Source organism: Arthrobacter sp. 2MCAF15 (genome assembly GCF_052115605.1).
Classification (GTDB): Bacteria; Actinomycetota; Actinomycetes; order Actinomycetales; family Micrococcaceae; genus Arthrobacter.
Genome location: NZ_JBFRGZ010000008.1, coordinates 85,870 through 107,737 on the forward strand (window position 1 = coordinate 85,870; position 21,868 = coordinate 107,737).

Sequence of the window (21,868 nt, forward strand, 5' to 3'; positions counted from 1 at the left end):
CTTCAAGCGCCGTCACCGCGCGGCAGATCCAGGAGACAGCACATGTCACGCACAACCAGAATTGCGCTCGGCCTCGGTGCAGCGGCTGTGGCGCTGGGCGCCGGGCTCGGAGTTGCCGGGATGGCCTCGGCCACCACGACGCCGACTCCCACACCGACCCCCAGTTCGAGTGCCCCGGCGGACAACTTCGACGGCGGCCACGGCATGCGCGGCGGCCACCACGGCCACGGGGGTGCGGAATTCGGCACCCCCGTCAAAGACCTCGCCGCCAAGCTGGGCGTCGACGAGGCCAAGGTCACCGATGCCCTGAAGGCCTTCCGCGAAGCCAACAGGCCGGCCACGCCGCCAGCCACTCCTCCTGCCCCGGGGCAGAAACCGGACCGCGCCGCCATGGAGAAGGCCCTGGCCGCCTCCCTGGCGAAGTCGCTCGGCATCGATGAAGCCAAGGTCACCGCCGCGCTTGAGGAATTGCGCACCGCCGAGCAGGCCAACCACGCCGCGGCGCTGAAGCCGCGGCTGGACCAGGCCGTCAAGGACGGGACCCTGACCCAGGCCGAAGCCGATGCCGTCACCAAGGCCGCAGAAAAGGGCGTGATCGGCGGACGCTAGGCCACGCTTCAGGCGCCGCCATAACCAGAGAAGTCCCCGGGTGTACCCGGGGACTCCTCTTGTTTTGCGGTCGTTTCTGTCGCTATGCTTTCGCGTCCGCCAGTTCGCGATCGTCGCGTCCCGCCTCGGCTGCCGCAAGGGTGGAGGCTTCCGCGGGTTCGACGGCGGTCCCGCCATCGGCGTCGACGTCGTCATCGCTGAACGGATCGCCGTTCCGCGGCGCGTTGTACAGCGTTTCGTCCAGGATGCCCTGGCGCTTGGCAACGATCGCCGGGATCAAGGCCTGCCCGGCCACGTTCACCGCGGTGCGGCCCATGTCCAGGATGGGGTCGATGGCCAGCAAGAGGCCGACGCCGGCCAGCGGCAGTCCCAGCGTGGAGAGCGTCAGGGTCAGCATGACGACGGCGCCGGTGGTGCCGGCGGTCGCGGCCGAGCCGAGCACGGACACCAGCGCGATCAGCAGGTATTGGGTGAAATCAAGCTCGATGCCGAAGAACTGGGCCACGAAAATCGCCGCTACGGCTGGGTAGATCGCGGCGCAGCCGTCCATCTTGGTGGTCGCTCCGAGCGGCACCGCGAAGGAGGCGTAGGCGCGGGGGACGCCCAGGTTCCGCTCCGCGACGCGCTGGGTCAGCGGCAGCGTGCCGATCGAGGAGCGCGAGACGAATGCCAGCTGCACGGCCGGCCACACGCCGGAGAAGTACTGCTTGACGGACAGCCCGTGGCTGCGGACCAGGACCGGGTAGACCACGAACAGCACGAGGGCCAGACCGATGTAGATCGCCACGGTGAACTTGCCGAGCGAGCCGATGGTGTCCCAGCCGTAGACGGCCACGGCGTTGCCGATCAGGCCGACGGTGCCCAGCGGCGCGATCCGGATGATCCACCAGAGGACCTTCTGGATCACGGCGAGGGCAGAGGCGTTGAGGTTCAGGAACGGCTCGGCGGCCTTGCCCACCTTGAGGGCGGCGACTCCGACGGCGATCGCGATCACCAGGATCTGGAGGACGTTGAAGCTCACGGCGGTGGTGGCGACGCCGTCGGTGATGGTGGTGTTCGCGCCAAGGCCCAGGAAGTTCTTCGGGAACAGGCCGGTGAGGAAGGCCCACCAGTCGCCGGACTTGCCGGTGTACTTGGCTTCCTGGTTGATGCCGGTGCCGGCGCCGGGCTGCAGCAGCACGCCCAGGCCGATGCCGATCAGCACCGCAATCAGCGAGGTGATCGCGAACCAGAGCAGCGTGTTCCACGCCAGCCGGGCGGCGTTGGAAACGGCGCGCAGGTTGGAGATGGAGCTGACGACGGCGGTGAAGATCAGGGGGACCACGGCGGTCTGCAGCAGCGAGACGTAGCTCGAGCCGATGGTCTGCAGTGTGGCGCCGAGGGCGTTGGGGCTCGTCTTGGTGCTGCCGGTGTACTTGGCGAGGAGGCCAAGGCCCAGGCCGACGATCAGGGCGGCGATGATCTGGAAGCCGAAGGAGCCGGCCCATTTGGGCAGCTGGAACCCGGTCTTTCCAGCAGGTGCGGGGGTGTTTGTCTGAGTGGTCACCGGAACACGCTAGGGCGGCGATTCATAGCATGACGAACGGATGTTGAGAAGTATTACGGGCCGACTTGTGGCGCCGCAGCACTAATTCCCGGTGTTTCCCGCACGGCGTGGGACTTTTGTGAAGTTATTCCCGGCCGGGATGTGGCGATTGTCTCGTCATAGGGATGACCCAGTCACACGAAACCGCAGTTCACGGCAACGTTCCAAGGAAACACTGCCGCGAACTGCGGTCTCGAGACGGTGGGGACTAGCCCAGCAGCGCTCGCTTGAGGGTATCCAGGCCCACCGAGCCGATGTTCAGCGCCTTCGTGTGGAAGGACTTGAGGTCGAAGCCGGGGCGGGATTCAAGCTCGGCCCGGATCTGCTCCCAGAGCCGCTGGCCCACCTTGTAGGAGGGCGCCTGTCCCGGCCAGCCGAGGTAACGGGTGAACTCGAACTTCAGCTGCCCTTCGCTGATCGCGAGGTTCTGCTTCAGGAATTCGTAGCCCTTGTCCGGGGTCCACGTCCCGGAGCCCCAGCGTTCGGGGACCTCCAGCTCCAGGTGCACACCGATGTCGAACACCACACGGGCCGCACGCATCCGCTGGGCGTCCAGCATGCCCATGTGGTCGCCGGGATCGGTGAGGTAGCCAAGTTCCTGCATGAGCCGCTCCGCATAGAGCGCCCAGCCCTCGCCGTGGCCCGAAGTCCAGCAGACGTTCCGGCGCCACTTGTTCAGCAGCTCGCGGCGGTAGGTGGCGGTGGCGACCTGCAGGTGGTGGCCGGGAACGCCCTCGTGGTAGACCGTGGTGGTTTCGGCCCAGGTGGTGAAGGTGTCCTCGCCGGCCGGCACGGACCACCACATCCGGCCCGGGCGGCTGAAGTCGTCCGAGGGGCCTGTGTAGTAGATGCCGCCCTCATCGGTGGGGGCGATTCGGCATTCCAGCGTTTTCATGACGTCCGGGATCTCGAAGTGCACGCCCGCGAGGTCGGCCACGGCCTTGTCGGAGAGCTCCTGCATCCAGGCCTGGAGGGCGTCGGTGCCCTTGAGTTGCCGCGCGGGATCGTTGTCCAGGATCTCCTTGGCTTCCTCGATCGAGGCGCCGGGCCGGATCTCTCCGGCCACGCGCTCCTGCTCGGCGATCAGGCGGTCAAGCTCCTGCACGCCCCAGGCGTAGGTTTCCTCCAGGTCCACGGTGGCGCCGAGGAAGTCCCGGGAAGCCAGGGCGTAGCGTTCGCGGCCCACGGCATCCTTGGCCGGGGCGACCGGAAGCAGCTCGGACTCCAGGAAGCCGGCCAGCCGGGAGTAGGCCACGCGCGCGGCGGCAGCGCCGGCGTCGAGCTTTGACTGCACGTCGGCGGGCAGCGGACCTTCAGCGGTCTTGGCGCCGGCGGCGAGCTTCGCGAAGAAGCCGTCCTCCGCGGCGTGCTTGGTGGCCTGCTCGATCACGATCGACACCTGGCGGGCGGCAGAAACCTTGCCGTCCTGCAATGCCGAGCGCAGCGACTCGATGTAGCCGTCGATCGCGGCGGGGACATTGTGTGCCCGGCCCGCGATGTGGTCCCACTGCGCGGCGGTGTCCGTCGGCATGAGGTCGAAAATGGCGCGGATGTCCTGGGACGGTGAGGCGATGTTGTTCAGGTCGGCCGTGTCCCAGCCGGATTCGTGGATTTCCAGCTGCAGGCCCAGCCGCTCACGCATGGCGTCGAGCGTGACGGCGTCGACGTCGTCGACCGGTTCCAACCCGTCCAGTGCCGCGAGTGCTTCGCGGGCGGCGGCCGCGAATTCCTCATGGCCGGCGGGGGAGAAGTCCTGGTACTCGGTCTCGTGCCCGGGCAGGCCAAGCTCGGTGGCGAAGCTCGGATTCAACCGGATCAGAGTGTCCGTGTAGGCGTCGGCGACGGCGTCGATGGCGGTCTGCTGGCGCACGGGGGCAGTGTTGTCTGAGGCAATCGTTTCGGTAGTCACCCGACGAGACTAGCCCGGGCAAGTCAGTTATGAAAGAGTCACTGAACTTTTTCTGCCTTCGCCCAGCCCGGGACGATCAGCCCAGGCTGCGGCGCCAGGCCTCCGGTCCCGGCCGGGGCGCCAGGCGCAGCTGCTGCCGGCGCACCCAGTGCCGGACTCCAGGGGTTTCCGGTGCCGCCTGCTCGGCCTGCCCCAGGGAAAGCACGACGGCGGTCAGGGCCGCCAGCTCTTCTGGCGTCGGCTGGCCCTTGGCGACGGAGAACAGGACTGCGGGTGCGGTCTCCGGCGCGGTGGCCGCTTCGGGGGACCCGGCCTGAGCCTGCGAGGGCTGGGTGCCGGTGGGGACCTGCGAAGGTTGGGAGTCGGTGGGGATCACAGCGGGATGTTCCCGTGCTTCTTGGCGGGCAGCGCGGCGCGCTTGTCCCGGAGCGCGCGCAGGCCCTTGATGATCTGCACACGGGTCTCGGACGGTGCCACCACGGCGTCCACGTAGCCCAGCTGGGCGGCCTGATAGGGGTTGAGCAGCTCTTCCTCGTACTGGCGGATCACTTCGGCGCGCTTGGCCTCGACGTCGCCGCCGTTCTCGGCCACCGCGGCGAGTTCGCGGCGGTACAGGATGTTAACGGCTCCCTGGGCGCCCATGACGCCGATCTGGGCGGTGGGCCAGGCGAGGTTGAGGTCCGCGCCCAGCTTCTTGGAGCCCATCACGATGTAGGCCCCGCCGTAGGCCTTGCGGGTGATCACGGTCAGCTTGGGCACGGTGGCCTCGGCGTAGGCGTAGAGCAGCTTCGCTCCGCGCCGGATGATGCCCTGGAACTCCTGGTCCTTGCCGGGAAGGAAGCCGGGCACGTCCACGAGGGTGATGATCGGGATGTTGAAGGCGTCGCAGTGCCGGACAAAGCGGGCGGCCTTCTCCGACGCGGCGATGTCCAGGGTGCCGGCGAACTGCATGGGCTGGTTGGCCACGATGCCCACCGTGTGGCCCTCCACCCGGCCGTAGCCGATGATCACGTTCGGGGCGTAGAGGGACTGCATCTCCAGGAAGTGCGCGTCGTCGACAATCTGCTCGATGACCTTGCGCATGTCGTAGGGCTGGTTGGCCGAGTCCGGGATCAGTGTGTCGAGGGTGAGGTCGTCGTCGTCGATCTCCAGCTCCTGCTGGTGCTCCAGCACCGGAGCCTCGGCGAGGTTGTTGGAGGGCAGGAAGTCCAGCAGTTCGCGGACGAACTCGACCGCGTCGGCCTCGTCGGAGGCCAGGTACGTCGAGGTGCCGGTGTTGGCGTTGTGCTGGCGGGCGCCGCCGAGGGTTTCCATGTCCACGTCTTCGCCGGTGACGGTCTTGATGACATCCGGGCCGGTGATGAACATGTGGGAGGTCTTGTCCACCATGACCACGTAGTCGGTCAGGGCAGGGGAGTAGGCCGCGCCGCCGGCGGAGGGGCCCATGATGAGGGAGATCTGCGGGACGACGCCGGACGCGTGGACGTTGTTGCGGAAGATGTCCGCGAACATGGCCAGCGAGGCAACGCCTTCCTGGATGCGGGCGCCGCCGCCGTCGAGGATGCCCACCACGGGGCAGCCGTTGCGCAGCGCGAACTCCTGGACCTTGACGATCTTCTCGCCGTTGACCTGGCTCAGCGAGCCGCCGTAGACAGAGAAATCCTGGCTGTAGACGGCGACGGGGCGGCCGTCCACCGTGCCGTAGCCGGACACGAGCCCGTCGCCGAGCGGCTTCTTCTTCTCCATGCCGAAGGCGGTGGAGCGGTGCACGGCCAGCGCATCGAATTCGACGAAGGAATCGGCGTCCAGCAGCAGGTCGATGCGCTCGCGGGCGGTGTTCTTGCCGCGCGCGTGCTGCTTCTCGATCGCTTCCGGGCCGGAAGGCTGCTCGGCACGGGCCTGGCGGTCGCGGAAATCTGCAATCTTTCCCGCAGTCGTGGTCAGATCGTGGCTCATCAAGTGTCTCCGGCTCTGTCGCTAGCTTATTCGGTGCCCGTCCTGCGGGGTCCTTTGGTTGGAATCCACAAAAGCAGGGCTCTGCTGGCAAGTCTAGTGACGGTATTGGCGGGTGCCGCTGTAGGGAACCTACAATATTCCCGCGATGAAGCTCCCGCACCGCTTTGTTACCCGCCAGTAACATACGTCGGCTAGAGTGTGCTCATGACTTCAAGCAATGATGCTTCGGGCGCCGCCCCGCAATCCCAGCAGCCGGTGCCGTACCAGGCCGCCGGTTCCCTCCAGGGCCGCACTGTCCTCATCTCCGGGGGAAGCCGCGGCATCGGCCTCGCCATCGCGCTCCGCGCAGCCCGGGACGGCGCAAACATCGTCCTCATGGCCAAGACCGGCCAGCCCCACGCCCGGCTCGAAGGCACCGTGTACACCGCCGCCGAACAGATCGAGGCCGCCGGCGGCCAGGCGTTGCCGCTGGTTGGCGACGTCCGGAACGACGCCGACGTCGCCGGCGCTGTCGGCGCCGCCGTGGACCGCTTTGGCGGGATCGACGTCGTGATCAACAATGCGTCGGCGATCGACCTCTCCAGCACCGATGACGTGGACATGAAACGCTACGACCTTATGCAGGACATCAACGTCCGCGGCACCTTCCTGCTCTCGAAGATGGCGCTGCCTGCGCTGCGGGCATCCGGGGCCGGCCACATACTGACGCTCTCCCCGCCCCTGAACCTGGACCCCAAGTGGGCCGGGCTGCACCTGGCCTACACCATGGCCAAATACGGCATGAGCCTGACCACGCTGGGGCTGGCCGAGGAACTCAAGGCCGACGGCGTCAGCGTGAACTCGCTCTGGCCCTGCACCTTGATCGACACCGCGGCGATCCGCAACATGCCCGGCGGCGAGAAGATCGTCCAGGGTGCCCGCAGCCCCGAGATCATGGCCGACGCCGCCCACGCCGTGCTGACCGGTGCCAACGCGGTCCCGGCCGGCAGCAGCCGGAGCGGCAACTTCTACACCGATGAACAGGTCCTCGCCGGGGCCGGGGTGACGGACTTCAGCCCGTACAGCCTCGGTGCGCCGGAGGACCAGTTGGTCCCGGACATCTTCCTCTGAACATGCTGAGTGTTTTCGGCGGCGTGCCCAGCTGAATTTCCCCATGTTTGAGGACCGGACGCCGAAAAATCCCGGCATGTCCGGCCGACACGCCGGGCATGGCAGCCAAACGTGGGGAGTTTCCGCGGAGTCATTGACCCGGCAGGTGCGCGAGCCGGGCCGGGCTTTCCTCGGTAGGATTCAAACATGGAAGCCGTGCAGGAAACCCCGGACCGTCCGCCCCTGGACCTCAATGCCCTTAGCGATGAGGCGTTCCTGTCAGCCAACGGAATTCCGCACCTGACGGTGGTCGAATCCACCGGTTCCACGAATGCAGATCTCCTGCGCGGCGTGACCGAGGACCCGGGTGCGTGGCCGGACCTGTCGGTGCTGACCGCGGAATACCAGAGCGCCGCGCGCGGCCGGCTCGACCGCCGGTGGGAAGCCCCGGCCCGGAGTTCCGTCTCCGTCTCGCTCGTGCTCCGCCCGGTCAATGCTGCCGGCCGACCGCTGCCGACCCACAGCTACTCCTGGCTCTCCCTCTTGGCCGCCCTCGCCCTGCGTGAGGCGCTCGCGGAGACGGCGGGGCTTCCGGCGGAACTCAAATGGCCTAACGATGTCCTTGTGCGGGGCCGGAAGATCGCCGGCATCCTGGCCCAGCTCGGCCCGCTCGGCGGCGCCGGCACGCCTCCGGTCATCCTGGGTACCGGCCTGAACGTCACGCTCACCGAACCCGAACTGCCCGTGCCCACCGCCACGTCCGTGCTGCTGGAGAACCCGGACACCGTGGACCGGACGGAACTCCTGAAGAGCTACCTGTCCCGCTTCGCCGCCCTCTACCGGAGTTTCTGCAACGCCGACGGCGACCCCGCCGCCGGCATGGCCGGCGGCCCCTCGCTGCACAAGCGGCTGGAACACTTGCTGACGACCCTCGGCAAGCAGGTCCGGGCCCAGCTCCCCGGCGACCACGAGATCATTGGCCACGCCACGCGCCTGGACGAATATGGTTCGCTCCTGGTGACTGATGCGACGGGCCACGAACACGTGGTGACCGCAGGCGACGTTGTGCACCTCAGGCCGTGGAACCCGGCCGGGACCGGCGGGCAGGGCGAAGGCCGCAGCGGGGCAGAAAGCGGCTATGCGTAAAGTGCTCGTGCCGGGAGAGCAAGTGATTGTTGTGACCCGGCCCCAGCCCAGGATGCTCATTGTCCCGGCGCTGTTTTTTGTTGTTGTTCCGGCGCTGGCCGCGTACGCCTGTGCCTGGGTGGTCAAGGGCGGCCCTGCGAGGTTGGTGCCCTTCATCCCCAAGGATTGGACGCCGTGGCTGGTGGCTATTTGCCTGGGCCTGGCGGCGTGGGTGCTCCTGGGCTATTGCCTCCCGCGGGTCGTTGCCTGGCACGCCACGCGCTACATCCTGACCAGCCAGCGATTAGTTACCCGCTACGGCATGTTACGGCGGCGCGATGAACAGGTTCCCCTCGCGAGCGTCCGCAATGTGGCCATTGAGCAATCGTTGTTGCAGCGCCTATTGCGCTCCGGGAATATATCCTTGGAGACCGGGTACCCCGATGGAATGGTGGTTCCGGATGTCCCGGAGGCCGCGACATTCCGAAATTTCATGCTCGACGCCATCAGCGAGCTCCCCAAGGGCGGGATGTCCGGGGCCGATGGCATGAACTACAACCCGGACGAAGCCCCACCGTGGGAGACGAGAGAAGGTGGAAGAGATGAACGCTGAGAACGTCCACCAGGACATCGACCTCGCCGCCCCGGATTTGCCCCGGGAGCCCGAGCACGCTGCCGACCCGGCTGCGGCCGACAGCGACGCCGTGACCACCTTCGACACTGGAACTTCCTTGGATACGGGAACTTCCCTAGATAGTGGCACTTCCTTCGACGCTGAGGCTTCCTTCGACGCTGAGGCTTCCTTCGACGCCGATGCCGGAGAGCCCATCGAACCCGCCCAACACAATCCTGCCTCTGCCGGACACGAACCGGCCGACGGCGGGCCCGACGTCGCCGATGAGGACTTCGAACCTGGGCCCGACCCCGAACCTGTAGCCCCGCCCACCGGAACCATGTCCGCCGACCGGCTCGCCGCCAAGGCCCTGGAAGCCCGGCTGCTGGGCGGCGAACGCAAGCTCCGGCGCCGGGAAGTCGCCGCCGGTGCCGGCCTGTCCCTGCTCTCGGCCCGGAAACTTTGGCGTGCCCTCGGCTTTCCCAACCTCGGGGATGAGGACGTCGCCTTCACCGAGCGCGACCAGTCCGCCCTGTCCACCATCGTGGACCTGGTGCGTGACGGCAAGCTCACCGAGGAAGCCGCCATCTCGATCACCCGGGCCATCGGTCAGATGACCGACCGGATGGTCGTGTGGCAGATCGAGGCCCTGGTGGAGGACATGGTCCAGGAGCAGGGCGTGCCGGACGCCGTCGCGCGGAAGCGGCTCGTCAGCGAACTGCCCAACCTGATCGACGCCCTCGAGGAAATGCTCGTCTATTCCTGGCGCCGCCAGCTCAACGCCGGTGTGCAGCGCCTCGCCGTCCGGGCCGAGGCTGGGCTGCAGTCCAGCGAAGAGGGCCGCGAAGGCGACGAGGACGATTCCCCGCTGCCGCTGGCCCGGGCCGTCGGCTTCGCCGACCTCGTGTCCTACACCAGCCTGTCTCGCCGGATGAACGAGAAAACCCTCGCCCAGCTGGTGCAGCGCTTCGAAAACAAATGCGCCGAAATTATTTCTGTCGGCGGCGGCCGGCTGGTCAAGACCGTCGGCGACGAAGTCCTCTACATCGCCGAAACCCCCGCGGCCGGCGCCGAGATCTCCCTGGCGCTCTCCCGCGCCTTCACCGAGGACGAGATCCTGCCGCAGGCCCGCGTGGCCATGGTCTGGGGCCGCATCCTCTCCCGCCTGGGCGACATTTACGGACCCACAGTCAACCTCGCCGCACGCCTGACCGCTCTCGCGGACCCCGGCACCGTGCTGGTGGATTCGATGACAGCGGCCGCGCTGGAACAGGACGAACGCTTTATCCTGGTGCCCCGCACGGCCGAGGACGTCCGCGGGTTCGGCGAAATCCACCCGGTGCTGCTGCAGCCCGGCGAGGGCCGGGGCCTCATCCTGGACTGAGCCGGATCAGCCGGCTGCAGCGCGTGGCGGGCTTCTCAGTTGTACGGCCATATGCAATAGTCGGACCGGCAGTTGCGCTCGGCCCGGGTTTGTGACCGCCGTCGACCCACGCGCACACTTTCTTGAGGACCACGATGAACCCAACGCCAGACTCCACCTTCCCGCCGTCGGACGGGCGGGGACCGCGCCTGCGCTGCGGGTACGGCACCGACCGGGGGCTGCGCCGCGAGATGAACGAGGACTCCTTCATCGCCACCGATCCCGTCTTTGCAGTGGCGGACGGCATGGGCGGCCATGAAGCCGGCGAAGTCGCGAGCGGCATTTGCGTGCGCACCTTGGCGGAGTTGCCCCAGGTGAAGACAGGGGTCCGGAACGCAACGGCCGCCATCCTCCAGGAGTACGTGCTCATGGCCGACGCCGGCATCCGTCACGCCACCGGGTCCCGCGCCGGAACCACCCTGACCGGCGTCGTGGTAGTCGAACAGCCGGATGGTCCACACTGGCTCGTGCTTAACATCGGCGATTCACGCACCTACCGGTACAGCCACGGCAGGCTCACGCAAGTCAGTGTTGACCATTCCGAGGTGCAGGAACTTTTCGACGCCGGGCAGATCACCGAGGCCGAGGCCGCCGTCTATCCGCGCAGGCACGTTGTGACACGCGCCCTGGGAACCGGCGACGACTCCGAAGCCGACTACTGGCTGCTTCCCCTTGAAGAAGGCGACAGGATGCTGGTCTGCTCCGATGGCCTCAACGGAGAGCTGAGCGATGAGCAGATTGGCGGCATCTTGAAGTCTGAGGCGGACCCCCAGGCGGCCGTCGACGAACTGATCCAGGCGGCGTTGCGCAGCGGCGGACGGGACAACATCACAGCGATCGTGGTTGACGCTACGTTTGCAGCCGGAGATGCGCAGTCCTGACAGGACGGGCACTGGACCGGACAAGTGCCGTGATCTAGGGCAGGATAGGTCTGTGAGCACAGGGAACACCGCAGCAGAAGACACACAAACGCCCTCCGGAGACGTCCGCGAGGAGTACGAGGACCTCGTCGAACAGGTCCGCAAACACCGCTTTGCCTACTACCAGGAAGATGCGCCGATCATCTCCGACGCCGAGTTCGACGAGCTCTACCGGCGGCTGGAAACCCTTGAGGCCCTGCACCCGGAACTGGTTGCCAACGATTCGCCCACCCAGGAAGTCGGCGGCGAGGTCTCGGCAGCGTTCACGGCCGTCCAGCACCTGCAGCGGATGTACAGCCTGGAGGATGTGTTCTCGCTCGAGGAGCTTGAGGCCTGGATGGTGAAGGCCGAGGCAGGCATCGCCAAACTCGGCAACGGCGGCAATGGCAGCCCGGCGTCGTGGCTCACCGAACTGAAGATCGACGGCCTGGCCGTCAACCTGCTCTACCGCGACGGCGCGCTGGTCCGGGCCGCCACCCGCGGGGACGGCACCACCGGCGAGGACATCACCCACAACGTCCTGACCATCAAGGAAATCCCGCAGCAGCTCAGCGGCACCGGCTTCCCGGCCGAGATGGAAGTCCGCGGCGAAGTCTTCATCCCGTCCCAGGCCTTCGCGGAATTCAACGAGGCCCTGATCGCGGCCGGCAAGGCGCCGCTGGCCAACCCGCGCAACGCCGCCGCCGGATCGCTGCGGCAGAAGGACCCCGCGGAAACCGCCAAGCGGCCGCTGCGGATGTACGTCCACGGGATCGGCGCCCGCGAGGGACTCGAAACCGCCAGCCAGTCCGAGACCTACCGCAAGCTCGCCGAGTGGGGACTGCCCACGAGCCCGTACTTCGAGGTCCTGCCCGGGCTGGCGGACGTGCTGGCCTTCATCAAACGCTACGGGGACAAGCGGCACAGCCTCACCCACGAGATCGACGGCATCGTGATCAAGGTGGACCACTTCGCCACGCAGCGGTCCCTGGGCTACACCACCCGGGTGCCCCGCTGGGCCGTGGCCTACAAGTACCCGCCGGAAGAGGTCCACACCAAGCTGCTGGACATCGCCGTCAACGTCGGCCGCACCGGCCGCGTCACCCCGTACGGTGTGATGGAACCGGTCAAGGTCGCCGGCTCCACCGTGGAAATGGCCACCCTGCACAACCAGGAAGTAGTCATTGCCAAAGGCGTGAAAATCGGCGACATCGTGGTGTTGCGCAAAGCCGGCGACGTCATTCCGGAAATCGTCGGCCCGGTCCTGGCGCTCCGGGACGCCCAGGACCCGCCCGTGCGCGACTTCATCATGCCCACCGAGTGCCCCTCCTGCGGCACACCCCTGGCGCCCGGGAAGGAAGGGGACGTGGACATCCGCTGCCCCAACTCCCGGTCCTGCCCGGCGCAGCTGCGCGAACGCGTCTTCCACCTCGCCGGCCGCGGCGCCTTCGACATCGAGGCCCTCGGCTGGGAAGCCGCCATCGCCCTGACCCAGCCCGCCGAGCCCTCGGACCCGCCGCTGACCACGGAGGCGACACTGTTCGACCTCACCCCGGAGCAGTTGGCCGACGTCCGCGTCCGCCGCGAGAAGCGCTCCAAGGGCGTGGCCACCGGCGAAGTGGAGCTGGTGCCCTACTTCTTCACCAAGGCCACCACCAAGACCCCGTCCAAGCCCACCGCCACAACGGACAAGCTCTTCCGCGAACTGGAGAAAGCGAAGGCCCAGCCGCTGTGGCGGATCCTGGTGGCCTTGTCCATCCGGCATGTCGGCCCGCGGGCCTCCCGCGCGCTCGCCACCGCGTTCGGCAGCATGGACGCCATCCGGCGGGCCTCCGAAGAGGAGCTCGCCCACGTCGACGGCGTCGGCCCGGTCATCGCCCAGGCGCTCACGGAATGGTTCGCCGAGGACTGGCACCGCGAGATCGTGGACCGCTGGGCGGCCGCCGGTGTCCGGATGGCGGACGAACGCGACGAATCCACGCCACGGACCCTGGAAGGGCTGACCATCGTGGTGACCGGAAGCCTCGAGGGCTTCAGCCGCGACGAGGCCAAGGAAGCCATCCTGATCCGCGGCGGCAAGGCGGCCGGTTCGGTCTCGAAGAACACCAGCTACGTGGTGGCGGGCGAGAACGCCGGCACCAAACTGGACAAAGCCGAGCAGCTCGGCGTCCCCGTCCTGGATGAGGACGGTTTCCGGGCGCTGCTGGCGGACGGGCCGGCCGGCGCGGACAGCCCCGCGGATGCCGACGCGGACAATGTGGCTGACGTGGACGACGACGGCGGCGAGTCCCTCGGCGTCGAAGCTGCGGCAGCGGCCGAATGAGCTCACATCCCGCTGGCACCTCCGCTGCGGACCCCGGCACCGCGGAGTTGCTGGAGCTGGCCAAGGCGGCAGCGGCAGCGGGGGCCGCGGTCCTGGCCACCCGGGAGACCGCCGCCCTGGAGGTCAACAACAAGGGTGACTCCGGTGACTGGGTGACGGCTTTCGACCTTGCCGCCGAGGCCGCCGTCCGCGACGTCATCACCGCAGCCCGGCCGCGGGACATCATCACGGGGGAGGAGGGCGGCACCGTCCTGCCTGCCGAGCCCAGCGGATATCGCTGGTCCATCGACCCGCTCGACGGCACCACCAATTTCATCCGCAACATCGTTTACTACGCCACCTCCGTGGCTGTGGCGGACGCCGACGGCGTCTGGCTGGCCGGCGTCGTCAGCGCACCGGCGCTGGGACGCACCTACTACGCGTCCCGCGGCGAGGGGGCCTGGCTCCAGGAGCAGGGCCGGCTGACCGCCCTGTTGGGCCCTGTCCCCGGCCGGACCGGCCAGATCCTGGCCACGGGCTTCAGCTACGACCCCGACGTGCGGGCGGAACAGGCCACCGCCCTGGGCAGCCTGATGGACGGCTTCGCCGACATGCGCCGGCTCGGGTCGGCGGCGCTGGACCTGTGCCTCGTCGCGGACGGCACCCACGACGCCTATGGCGAGCGCGGGCTCAACGAACACGACTTCGCCGCCGGGGCCCTGGTCGCCGAGGAAGCAGGCTGCTGGGTCCGGCGGCCCCGGCTCACCAGCCCCCTGGTCGGCGGACCGTCCGACGACGAGCGCCTGGCCGCCTGGACGTGCGCCGGCTCGCTGGAACTCTCCGGCAAGTTCCCGCTCTAAGCGGCGGAGTGCCCGAGGGCGGTGCCTGAGCGAGGTAGTCGCTGAGCGCTGTAGTGATAGTTCAGTCACGGAAACGGCGGTTCCGGGGGTGACCGGCCTCGGACGCCCGTACCATTGACAGGTGCCTTCGCAGATCCTCATTCGCCCCGCCGTTCCGGCCGACTTCGACGCCATAGCGCGCATCACCCGGGACGCCTACCTGGCGGCGGGCTACTTCGAGAGCGCGGACCACCCGTACATGCGCCAGATCCAGAACGTCGGGCAGCGCGCCGCTGACGCGACGGTGTGGGTCGCGGAGCGCGACGGCCGGATCCTCGGCTCGGTCACGCTGGCGGTCGCGGGCGAGCCGTACGCGGACATTGCCCTCAGCGACGAGCTGGAGTTCCGCATGCTCGTGGTGGACCCGGCGGTCCAGCGCAGCGGCGCCGGCAAGACCATGGTCGAGGCCATCATCGAGCACGCCAGGTCGCTGCCGGGCATCGGCGCCGTGGCCCTCACCACGGGCCAGAGCTGGGAAAGCGCCCACGGCCTCTACCGGAAAACCGGCTTCCTCCGGGCACCGGACCGCGACTGGCTGGTCCCCGGCACGGACATCAAGCTGCTCGTCTACCGCCAGGAGCTGTAGGCCCCGGCAGCGGCGCCCATCGGCCAGCCTGCCCGCCCCGCCCCGCCCCGCCCCGTGCCCCCGCACCGCACGACACAAAGCCGCCGGGTTTGGCGGCCCGAGTGCCTTGCGACCTACAGTTGTGCCGATCCCTGCGGCAACTGCGAAAGGCACACCATGCGCAAAACCTTCGGCACCGGCTCCACCTGGGAACAGACACTCGGCTATTCCCGGGCTGTCCAGGTGGACAACACCCTGTACATTTCCGCGACGGCCGCCAGCGGCGACGACGGAATTGTCGGCGACGACTTCTACACCCAGACCAGCTACATCCTGCAGAAGCTCGGCGCCGTCCTGGCCGACGCCGGCTTCGGCTTCGAAGACGTGGTGCAGTCCAAGCTGTACCTGACGGACATCAGCAAGTGGGAAGAGGCCGGCCGCGCCCACGGTGAGGTTTTCGGGGACATCCGCCCGACTCTCTCCCTGGTTCACGTGCTGCCGTTCCTGGACCCCAAGATGCTCGTCGAGATCGAACTCGTCGCCCAGAAGAGCGCCAGCTAGAAACCGGTTGCTTGTGCCGGGCGCCGGCGCCGGACTCTGGTGGAACCTCCGGACTTGGAGTATGACTGGCCCATGAAGAGGGCGCAGGGAAGAGGTCCCGCCGGGGTCCCGATCATTGGCCAGTTCCGCTCGTATGACCGCACGTGGCTGCGCGGCGACCTGATCGCCGGAGTCACGGTGGCGGCCCTGATCGTTCCGAAGAACCTGGGGTACGCCGGAATCGCCGGCGTACCGCTGCAGAACGGCCTGTATGCCGCGGCCGCCGGCGCCATCGTGTATGCGATCTTCGGCACGTGCCGGCAGATCTCCATGGGGCCGAGCTCCGGCCTGGCGGCGGTGGCCGCGAGTGCCGTGCTCGCAGCAGGCATCACCGGCGAGCAGGATGTCGCCTCGTTCGTTGCCGGAATCACCCTTGCCTCCGGGATCCTGTTCCTGCTTCTGGCCGTCTTCAAGATGGGCTGGATTGCGCAGTTCCTTTCTAAGGCCGTGGTCACCGGCTTCCTTTTCGGCGCGGCGATCGACGTCGTGATCGGTGAGCTTCCCAAGCTCACCGGGACCGAGGTCACCGGCTCGAACCCGATCCAGGAACTCTGGTCATGGCTGGGGACCCTGGGCGAGGCCCAGCAAACCACAGTGGTGGTTGGCGTGATCGCGCTGGTAGTGGTCTTCGGACTGAAGGCGATCGCGCCCAAGGTCCCCGGCGCCCTGGTCCTGGTGGTGGGCGGGCTGCTGGCCGCGGCACTGTTCGATCTCGGGGCCAAGGGCGTGGCCCTCGTAGGCGACGTCCCCAGCGGGCTGCCATCGCTGCAGGTCCCGAACGGCCAGCTGATGTGGGACCACGTGGGAACAGTGGCTGTCGCGGCCGTGGCGCTGGTCCTGATCGGCTTCTCCCAGACCGCCGGGGATGCCCGCGCGTTCGCCGCCAAACACCGCTACCAGATCGACATCAACCAGGAATCCATTGCCCAGTCGCTGGCCAACATCACCGCGGGACTCTTCAAAGGGATGCCCGTCTCCACCAGCCTGTCCGCGAGCTCGCTGAACGACCACTCCGGAGCGAAGACCGGGCTTGCCTCCCTCACCTCGGGGGTCACCGTGCTGCTCACGCTGCTCTTCCTGGCGCCGCTGTTCTCGATCCTGCCCAAACCTGTACTGGCGGCGCTGATCATCGAGGCCGTGGTCATGGGCATGATGAACCTGCCGGAAATGCGCCGGCTTGCCCGGGTGCAGAAGTTCGACTTCTGGATTGCGGTCGCGGCGATCATCGGCACCCTCATCTTCGGCGTGCTCGCCGGCGTCGTCATCGGGATCGGACTCTCGCTCATCTGGCTCGTCCGGGTGGCCACCCACCCCGAGATGCCCTCCCTCGGCCGCGAGCCCGGCACCCAGGTCTTCCGCGAAGCCGGCGAACACCCGGGTGATGAAACCGTTCCCGGCATAGCCGTCATCCGGTTCGACGGCGGCCTGTTCTTCGCCACCGCCGACGCCCTGGAGGACCGCCTGCGCGAGGTCATCCAGTCCACGCCCGGACTCACCGGGATTGTGCTCGACTGCGGCGGAATCAACTTCGTCGACTCCCAGGGGGCAGCGAAGATGGCGGACATCGTGACCCTGGCCCGGGAGGCGGACATGAACCTGCGCCTGACCCGGCTCAAGCCCGCCGTCCGGGCAGTCCTGGAGCGCGACGGCGTGATCGAGCGCCTCGGGGCGGAGATGATCCACGGCAACATCTTCAGGGCCGTCCAGGCAGAGCAGGCGGACGCGCAGAAGGAACCTGACGCCAGCTAGTTGCCTGTGCTGTGGGGCTAGTGGCCGGTTGCGGCGGGGATCCCGTAGCGGTGCTCGGGCCGACCCGTGGTGCCATACCGCAGTTGGATGTCGACTGCGCCGTCGTCCGCCAGCGCGGACAGATACCTTTGGGCGGTGGCCCGGGACACGCCGACCCGGGCGGCGACGTCGGCGGCGGAATATTGCTCGCCGGGAACCAGGGACTCCAGCACCGCGGCCTCGGTGGCCGAACGGGGCCGCGCCGAGGCGACCACGTCGCCCGGGATCAGGGCGCGCTTGGCCCGTTCCACCGTCTCCTGGCTGACAGAGCCCGGCTGGCCCAGGATCCGCCGGTAGCGGGCGTAGGAGCGCAGCTGCTGCGAGAGGGATTCGGACGTGAAGGGCTTGAGCAGGTAGCCCAGTGCCCCGCGGCGGAATGCGAGCCGCAGCGAGGCCGTGTCCGAGGCCGCGCTGAGGATCACGGTGTCCACGTCCAGTTGGTGCAGCAGCTCCAGGCCCGAAGCGTCCGGGAGGTAGACGTCCAGCAGCACCAGGTCCGGGCGCAGGCTGTGAATGGCCTGCAGGGCCTGCGAGGCCGAGCCGGCCGGCGGCAGCGCCAGGAAGCCGGCCACCGAATCCACGTAGGCGGCGTGCAGCTTGGCGACGTGGAAGTCATCGTCGACAATGAGCACCCTGAAATCCTCAGACATCGTTGTCCTCTCCGTTTGGCTGTAGGGCTCCCGGCTGGGAGGTCCCCGGCAGCGTCGTTCCCGGCAGCGTAGTTCCGGGCAGTGTGGTTCCCGGGAGCGTGGCGACGAACACGGCGCCCGGGCCGCCGGGGGAGCCCGGGTCCAGGATCCGCACGTCCCCGCCGCGGCGGCGTGCGAGCTGCCGGGACAACGCCAGCCCCAGGCCCTGCCCGGCCCCGGCCCGCGCCGGGTGTTCCGACGTCGTGAAGCCCTCCGAGAAGACCGCCTCCGCCCCCTCCGCCCCGTCGGCAGTGATTGCCGAGCCCAGGCCGTCGCCGGAATCCGCGACGACGATGTGCAGGGTGCCGGGGCCGCCCTCGGTTCCCGGTTCGTCGAGCACTTCCACTTCCACCCAGCGCTCGGCCGCCGAGCCTGCGACGGCGGCGTTCACCGCGTTGTCTATCAGGTTCCCCAGGACGGTGGTGACGTCCTGGGGTTCGGTGACGTGGCCGCGGACCACGGATTCGGGGCCGAGGCGCAGGCTCACGCCGCGCTCGTCCGCCTCGACGCCCTTGGCTCCAAGGAAGGCCTGCAGATAGGGGTCCTGGAGCAGCTCGGCCTGGTCCACCGGGAACGCCAGCGGCCCGGTGCCCGCCAGTTTGGCGAGGTAGTCCTGGGCCTGCTGCGGCTGGCCGATGCTCATAAAGCCGGCAATCGTGTGCAGCTGGTTGGCGAACTCGTGGCGCTGCGCCCGCAGCGCCGCGGACATGGTGCCGACGGCGTCGAGCTGGCGGGTCAGCTGCTGCAGCTCGGTCCGGTCCCGCAGCATCACCACCCAGCCCAGATCCTCGCGGCCATGCAGGGCCTTGCGGGCGCTCGCCACCAGGACCCGGCCGCCGGCGACGAGTTCCACGGCATCGCCCTCGGCCGCATCGGCCCGGGTCAGGGCTTTGAGCTGCGCCGGGACCGGAGCCGCGGCCCAGGCAGTGCCCGCGAGGTCAGGAACGCCGAGCAGCCGCTGGGCGGCGGCGTTGAAGACACTGACCCGGCCGTCGGCCGCGACGCCGATCACGCCGTCGTCGACCCCTTGCAACACGGCCACCTGGTCGTGGACGAGCGTGCTGATCTCCTCGGGCTCCAGCCCGAGGGTGAGCCGCTGGAGCCGCCGCCGCAACAGGAAGGAGGCCAGCACGCCGGCCAGGAGCGCCCCGGCGGCCGTGACGGCGATGGGGAGGATGTCCCGGGCCAGGCTCTGGCTGATCGTTTCGGTGGAGTAGCCCACGCTCACCTCGCCCACCACCGCCGTGGAGTCCGGGGCGAACACCGGGACCTTGGCCCCGGCGGACGGACCCAGCGTGCCCGTGTTGCGCGTGGTGACCTCCTTGCCGGCAAGGGCCTCGGAGGGGTCGGTGCTGACCTTTTCGCCCAGCCGTTCCGCGTCCGGGTGCGCCAGCCGGATGCCGGTCTCGTCCGTGATGACCACGAACAGGGCCCCGGTGCGGGTGCGGGCGCCCTCGGCGGCAGCCATCAACGGGCCGGCCAGCAGCTCTGCCGCCGGGGGAGCGGCGGGCAGGGCACTGATGGACTGGACGTCTGCCCGTACCGAGGGGTCCGAGGCCACCGTCCGGGCCAGGGTCAGCGCCTGGTTCTCCGCTTCGCGGCCCAGCCGGTCGTAGGTCAGCCAGGCGTGGACGGCGCTGCTCAGCAGGACCACGAGCGCCACGACGCCGAGCTGCAGCAGCAGTGTCTGGGTGGAAAAGCGCAGGGCCGGCAGGGGTGTGCGGCGCTTCATCGGGCTCCTGCCTGGTGGTCGATAGGGACGTGAGCAAAATGCGCAAAATGCGTCCAATAAGCAGTATGCCAATCAATTGAGCCAAAGGCCCAGCCGTGACGGGCGCCACTCTAACGTCTGTAGTGCGCATCACACCGGAGTGGTGTCATTCAAAGAAGAAGGAGCCGGCCGTGCTGGTATTACTAGGATTCGCCATGATCGCGGTATTCATGGTGCTGATCATGACGAAGAAGTTGACGCCCGTATTGGCGCTCATCATCGTCCCCACAATCTTCGGGCTTTTCGCCGGCGCGGGCCTCGGCATCGGGCCCATGGTCATGGATTCCATGAAGTCCATGACCTCCACGGCAGCGCTGCTGATGTTCGCGATCATCTACTTCGGCCTGATGATCGACGTCGGACTCTTTGACCCTCTGGTCCGGTTCATCCTGCGCAAGCTCGGCAACGACCCCGCCAAGGTGGTCCTCGGCACAGCCATCCTCGCCGCAGCCGTGTCCCTCGACGGCGACGGCTCCACCACCTTCATCCTCACCACCGCGGCGATGCTGCCGGTCTACCTGCGGCTCAAGATGAGCCCCGTGGTCCTGACCTGCGTGGCCGGCCTGGCAAACGGCACCATGAACATCCTGCCGTGGGGCGGTCCCACCGCCCGCGCCGCCACCGCGCTGAAGCTCGATGTCAACGATGTCTTCGTTCCCATGATCCCGTCCCTGATCGCCGGCCTCGTTGTGGTGCTGGTCTTCTCCTGGCTGCTCGGCCTGCAGGAGCGCAACCGCCTCCGCGCCGTTGCGCCGGAAATCTGGGGCGTGCCGGACTCGGCTGAAGGGTTCGACGGCGGCAGCGGCAGCACGGCCGGCGGTTCCGGAACCGGCCGCGGCCGCAAGGGCTCCGGCCCCGCAGGAAACTCGCCGGCCGGGCTCTCCCCGGAGGGATCCTCCGTTGCAGTCCTGGAACGCACCGACGTCCTCGTCGATGACCGGGACTCCGCCATGGCCGACACCGCCCTGGACCCCAACCGCAAGACCCTCCGCCCCAAGCTGTTCTGGTTCAACCTCGGCCTGACAGTCGCGGTCATGGTGACGCTGGTCGCCAACATCATTCCGCTGCCGTTCGTCTTCATGGTCGGCGCCGCCATCGCCCTGCTGGTCAACTTCCCCAACGTCAAGGACCAGGGCGCCCAGCTGATCGCCCACGCACCCTCGATTGTCGCCGTCGTCAGCATGGTCATGGCCGCCGCGGTCCTCACCGGCGTCCTCAACGGCACGGGCATGGTCAAGGCAATGTCGGAATGGCTGGTCCAGATCATCCCGTCCGACATGGGCCCGCTGATGGCCGTCATCACCGGCGTCCTGAGCATCCCGATGACGTTCTTCATGAGCAACGACGCCTTCTACTTCGGTGTCCTGCCGGTCCTGAGCGAGACGGCTGCCCACTACGGCGTCAGCGCCGCCGACATGGCCCGGGCCTCCATCACCGGCCAGCCCTTCCACCTGCAGAGCCCCCTGGTCCCGGCCATCCTGCTCCTGGTCTCCCTGGCCAAGGTGGACCTGGGCGACCACCACAAGAAGGTCCTCTGGCGCACGGCCGTCATCTCCCTGGTCATGCTGGGAGTAGGAGTCCTCACCGGAGCCATCGGCATCGGCTAAGCCCCCCACGAGATGACAGTTCCCGGCAGTGTTTGCACAAAACATTGCCGCGAACTGTCATCTCGGCGTCCGACGGTAACCGCAGTTCAATCAACGTAGACTGGGACGGAAAATAATCCGAACTTGCAGGGGAGATCCATGGCTGCGATCAACCGCGACGACGTCGCGCATCTCGCGCAACTCGCGCACATCGAGATGAGTGCCGAAGAGCTCGACAGGATGGCTGGCGAACTCGCCGTCATCGTCGAATCAGTGAAGTCCGTCAGTGAAGCTGCCGGTGACGACGTCCCGGCCACGTCGCACCCGATTCCGCTGACCAATGTGTTCCGCGAGGACGTCGTGGGCCACACATTTACGGCCGAGCAATCCCTCTCCGGTGCCCCCGACGCGTACGAAGGCCGTTTCAAGGTCCCGGCAATCCTGGATGAGGACTAAGACC

Annotated in this window: 19 protein-coding genes; 13 read left to right on the forward strand and 6 right to left on the reverse strand. The window is 68.1% G+C overall.

The features are described from left to right. The first annotated feature begins 42 nt into the window (after nucleotides 1-42). Nucleotides 43-609, forward strand: a complete 567-nt coding sequence (locus tag AB4089_RS10900) for a Clp protease N-terminal domain-containing protein (protein ID WP_441409304.1) — start codon at nucleotides 43-45, stop codon at nucleotides 607-609. Nucleotides 610-691: 82 nt separating this feature from the next. Here AB4089_RS10900 and AB4089_RS10905 read toward each other — a convergent pair whose 3' ends face one another. The 4 genes from AB4089_RS10905 to AB4089_RS10920 all read right to left on the reverse strand — a co-directional run bounded on the left by AB4089_RS10905 (nucleotide 692) and on the right by AB4089_RS10920 (nucleotide 6,059). Beyond that, on the reverse strand, nucleotides 692-2,155 hold the full coding sequence (locus AB4089_RS10905; protein WP_441409305.1) for a dicarboxylate/amino acid:cation symporter: 1,464 nt from the start codon (nucleotides 2,153-2,155) through the stop codon (nucleotides 692-694). Nucleotides 2,156-2,402: 247 nt separating this feature from the next. Beyond that, nucleotides 2,403-4,103: a DUF885 domain-containing protein gene (locus AB4089_RS10910; protein ID WP_441409306.1), complete on the reverse strand. Its 1,701-nt coding sequence runs from the start codon at nucleotides 4,101-4,103 to the stop codon at nucleotides 2,403-2,405. 76 nt (nucleotides 4,104-4,179) lie between these two features. Then, a complete protein-coding gene (locus AB4089_RS10915) occupies nucleotides 4,180-4,368 on the reverse strand; it encodes an acyl-CoA carboxylase subunit epsilon (protein WP_441409499.1) in 189 nt (62 codons plus the stop codon). Nucleotides 4,369-4,475: 107 nt separating this feature from the next. Further along, nucleotides 4,476-6,059: an acyl-CoA carboxylase subunit beta gene (locus AB4089_RS10920; RefSeq protein ID WP_441409307.1), complete on the reverse strand. Its 1,584-nt coding sequence runs from the start codon at nucleotides 6,057-6,059 to the stop codon at nucleotides 4,476-4,478. A gap of 204 nt (nucleotides 6,060-6,263) precedes the next feature. Between AB4089_RS10920 and AB4089_RS10925 the strand changes: the two genes are divergently transcribed. The 10 genes from AB4089_RS10925 to AB4089_RS10970 all read left to right on the forward strand — a co-directional run bounded on the left by AB4089_RS10925 (nucleotide 6,264) and on the right by AB4089_RS10970 (nucleotide 17,323). Beyond that, nucleotides 6,264-7,169 carry an SDR family oxidoreductase gene (locus AB4089_RS10925; RefSeq protein WP_441409308.1) on the forward strand — a complete coding sequence of 302 codons (906 nt, stop codon included), beginning with the start codon at nucleotides 6,264-6,266 and terminating at the stop codon, nucleotides 7,167-7,169. Nucleotides 7,170-7,355: 186 nt separating this feature from the next. Further along, nucleotides 7,356-8,294 carry a biotin--[acetyl-CoA-carboxylase] ligase gene (locus AB4089_RS10930; protein WP_441409309.1) on the forward strand — a complete coding sequence of 313 codons (939 nt, stop codon included), beginning with the start codon at nucleotides 7,356-7,358 and terminating at the stop codon, nucleotides 8,292-8,294. Then, nucleotides 8,287-8,886 (forward strand): PH domain-containing protein, encoded by a 600-nt coding sequence (locus AB4089_RS10935; protein WP_441409310.1) that lies wholly within the window; start codon nucleotides 8,287-8,289, stop codon nucleotides 8,884-8,886. Before AB4089_RS10930 ends, AB4089_RS10935 begins: the two co-directional genes overlap by 8 nt. After that, nucleotides 8,876-10,270 carry an adenylate/guanylate cyclase domain-containing protein gene (locus tag AB4089_RS10940; RefSeq protein ID WP_441409311.1) on the forward strand — a complete coding sequence of 465 codons (1,395 nt, stop codon included), beginning with the start codon at nucleotides 8,876-8,878 and terminating at the stop codon, nucleotides 10,268-10,270. Before AB4089_RS10935 ends, AB4089_RS10940 begins: the two co-directional genes overlap by 11 nt. 134 nt (nucleotides 10,271-10,404) lie before the next feature. Continuing rightward, the gene (locus AB4089_RS10945) at nucleotides 10,405-11,190 is read left to right on the forward strand and encodes a PP2C family protein-serine/threonine phosphatase (RefSeq protein WP_441409312.1); all 786 of its coding nucleotides are present in this window, start codon (nucleotides 10,405-10,407) and stop codon (nucleotides 11,188-11,190) included. Beyond that, entirely contained in the window at nucleotides 11,177-13,531 is a 2,355-nt protein-coding gene (gene ligA, locus AB4089_RS10950; RefSeq protein WP_441409313.1) for an NAD-dependent DNA ligase LigA, read from the forward strand. The genes AB4089_RS10945 and ligA overlap by 14 nt, the downstream gene beginning before the upstream one ends. Continuing rightward, nucleotides 13,528-14,370 carry an inositol monophosphatase family protein gene (locus tag AB4089_RS10955; RefSeq protein ID WP_441409314.1) on the forward strand — a complete coding sequence of 281 codons (843 nt, stop codon included), beginning with the start codon at nucleotides 13,528-13,530 and terminating at the stop codon, nucleotides 14,368-14,370. The genes ligA and AB4089_RS10955 overlap by 4 nt, the downstream gene beginning before the upstream one ends. Nucleotides 14,371-14,491: 121 nt before the next feature. Then, entirely contained in the window at nucleotides 14,492-14,995 is a 504-nt protein-coding gene (locus AB4089_RS10960) for a GNAT family N-acetyltransferase (protein ID WP_441409315.1), read from the forward strand. Between the two features lie 156 nt (nucleotides 14,996-15,151). Then, nucleotides 15,152-15,535 (forward strand): RidA family protein, encoded by a 384-nt coding sequence (locus AB4089_RS10965; protein ID WP_441409316.1) that lies wholly within the window; start codon nucleotides 15,152-15,154, stop codon nucleotides 15,533-15,535. A gap of 72 nt (nucleotides 15,536-15,607) precedes the next feature. Then, the gene (locus AB4089_RS10970; RefSeq protein WP_441409317.1) at nucleotides 15,608-17,323 is read left to right on the forward strand and encodes a SulP family inorganic anion transporter; all 1,716 of its coding nucleotides are present in this window, start codon (nucleotides 15,608-15,610) and stop codon (nucleotides 17,321-17,323) included. Between the two features lie 17 nt (nucleotides 17,324-17,340). Here the strand turns inward: AB4089_RS10970 and AB4089_RS10975 are convergent, their stop codons facing one another. Both AB4089_RS10975 and AB4089_RS10980 read right to left on the reverse strand, forming a co-directional pair. After that, a complete protein-coding gene (locus AB4089_RS10975) occupies nucleotides 17,341-18,012 on the reverse strand; it encodes a response regulator (RefSeq protein WP_441409318.1) in 672 nt (223 codons plus the stop codon). Next, on the reverse strand, nucleotides 18,005-19,783 hold the full coding sequence (locus tag AB4089_RS10980; RefSeq protein ID WP_441409319.1) for an ATP-binding protein: 1,779 nt from the start codon (nucleotides 19,781-19,783) through the stop codon (nucleotides 18,005-18,007). Before AB4089_RS10980 ends, AB4089_RS10975 begins: the two co-directional genes overlap by 8 nt. 170 nt (nucleotides 19,784-19,953) lie before the next feature. On the opposite strand from AB4089_RS10980, the gene AB4089_RS10985 reads away from it, so the two are divergent. Together AB4089_RS10985 and gatC are read left to right on the forward strand one after the other, a co-directional pair. Beyond that, nucleotides 19,954-21,429: a CitMHS family transporter gene (locus AB4089_RS10985; protein ID WP_441409320.1), complete on the forward strand. Its 1,476-nt coding sequence runs from the start codon at nucleotides 19,954-19,956 to the stop codon at nucleotides 21,427-21,429. Nucleotides 21,430-21,567: 138 nt separating this feature from the next. Next, a complete protein-coding gene (gene gatC, locus AB4089_RS10990) occupies nucleotides 21,568-21,864 on the forward strand; it encodes an Asp-tRNA(Asn)/Glu-tRNA(Gln) amidotransferase subunit GatC (RefSeq protein WP_091249523.1) in 297 nt (98 codons plus the stop codon). Nucleotides 21,865-21,868 lie beyond the last annotated feature (4 nt).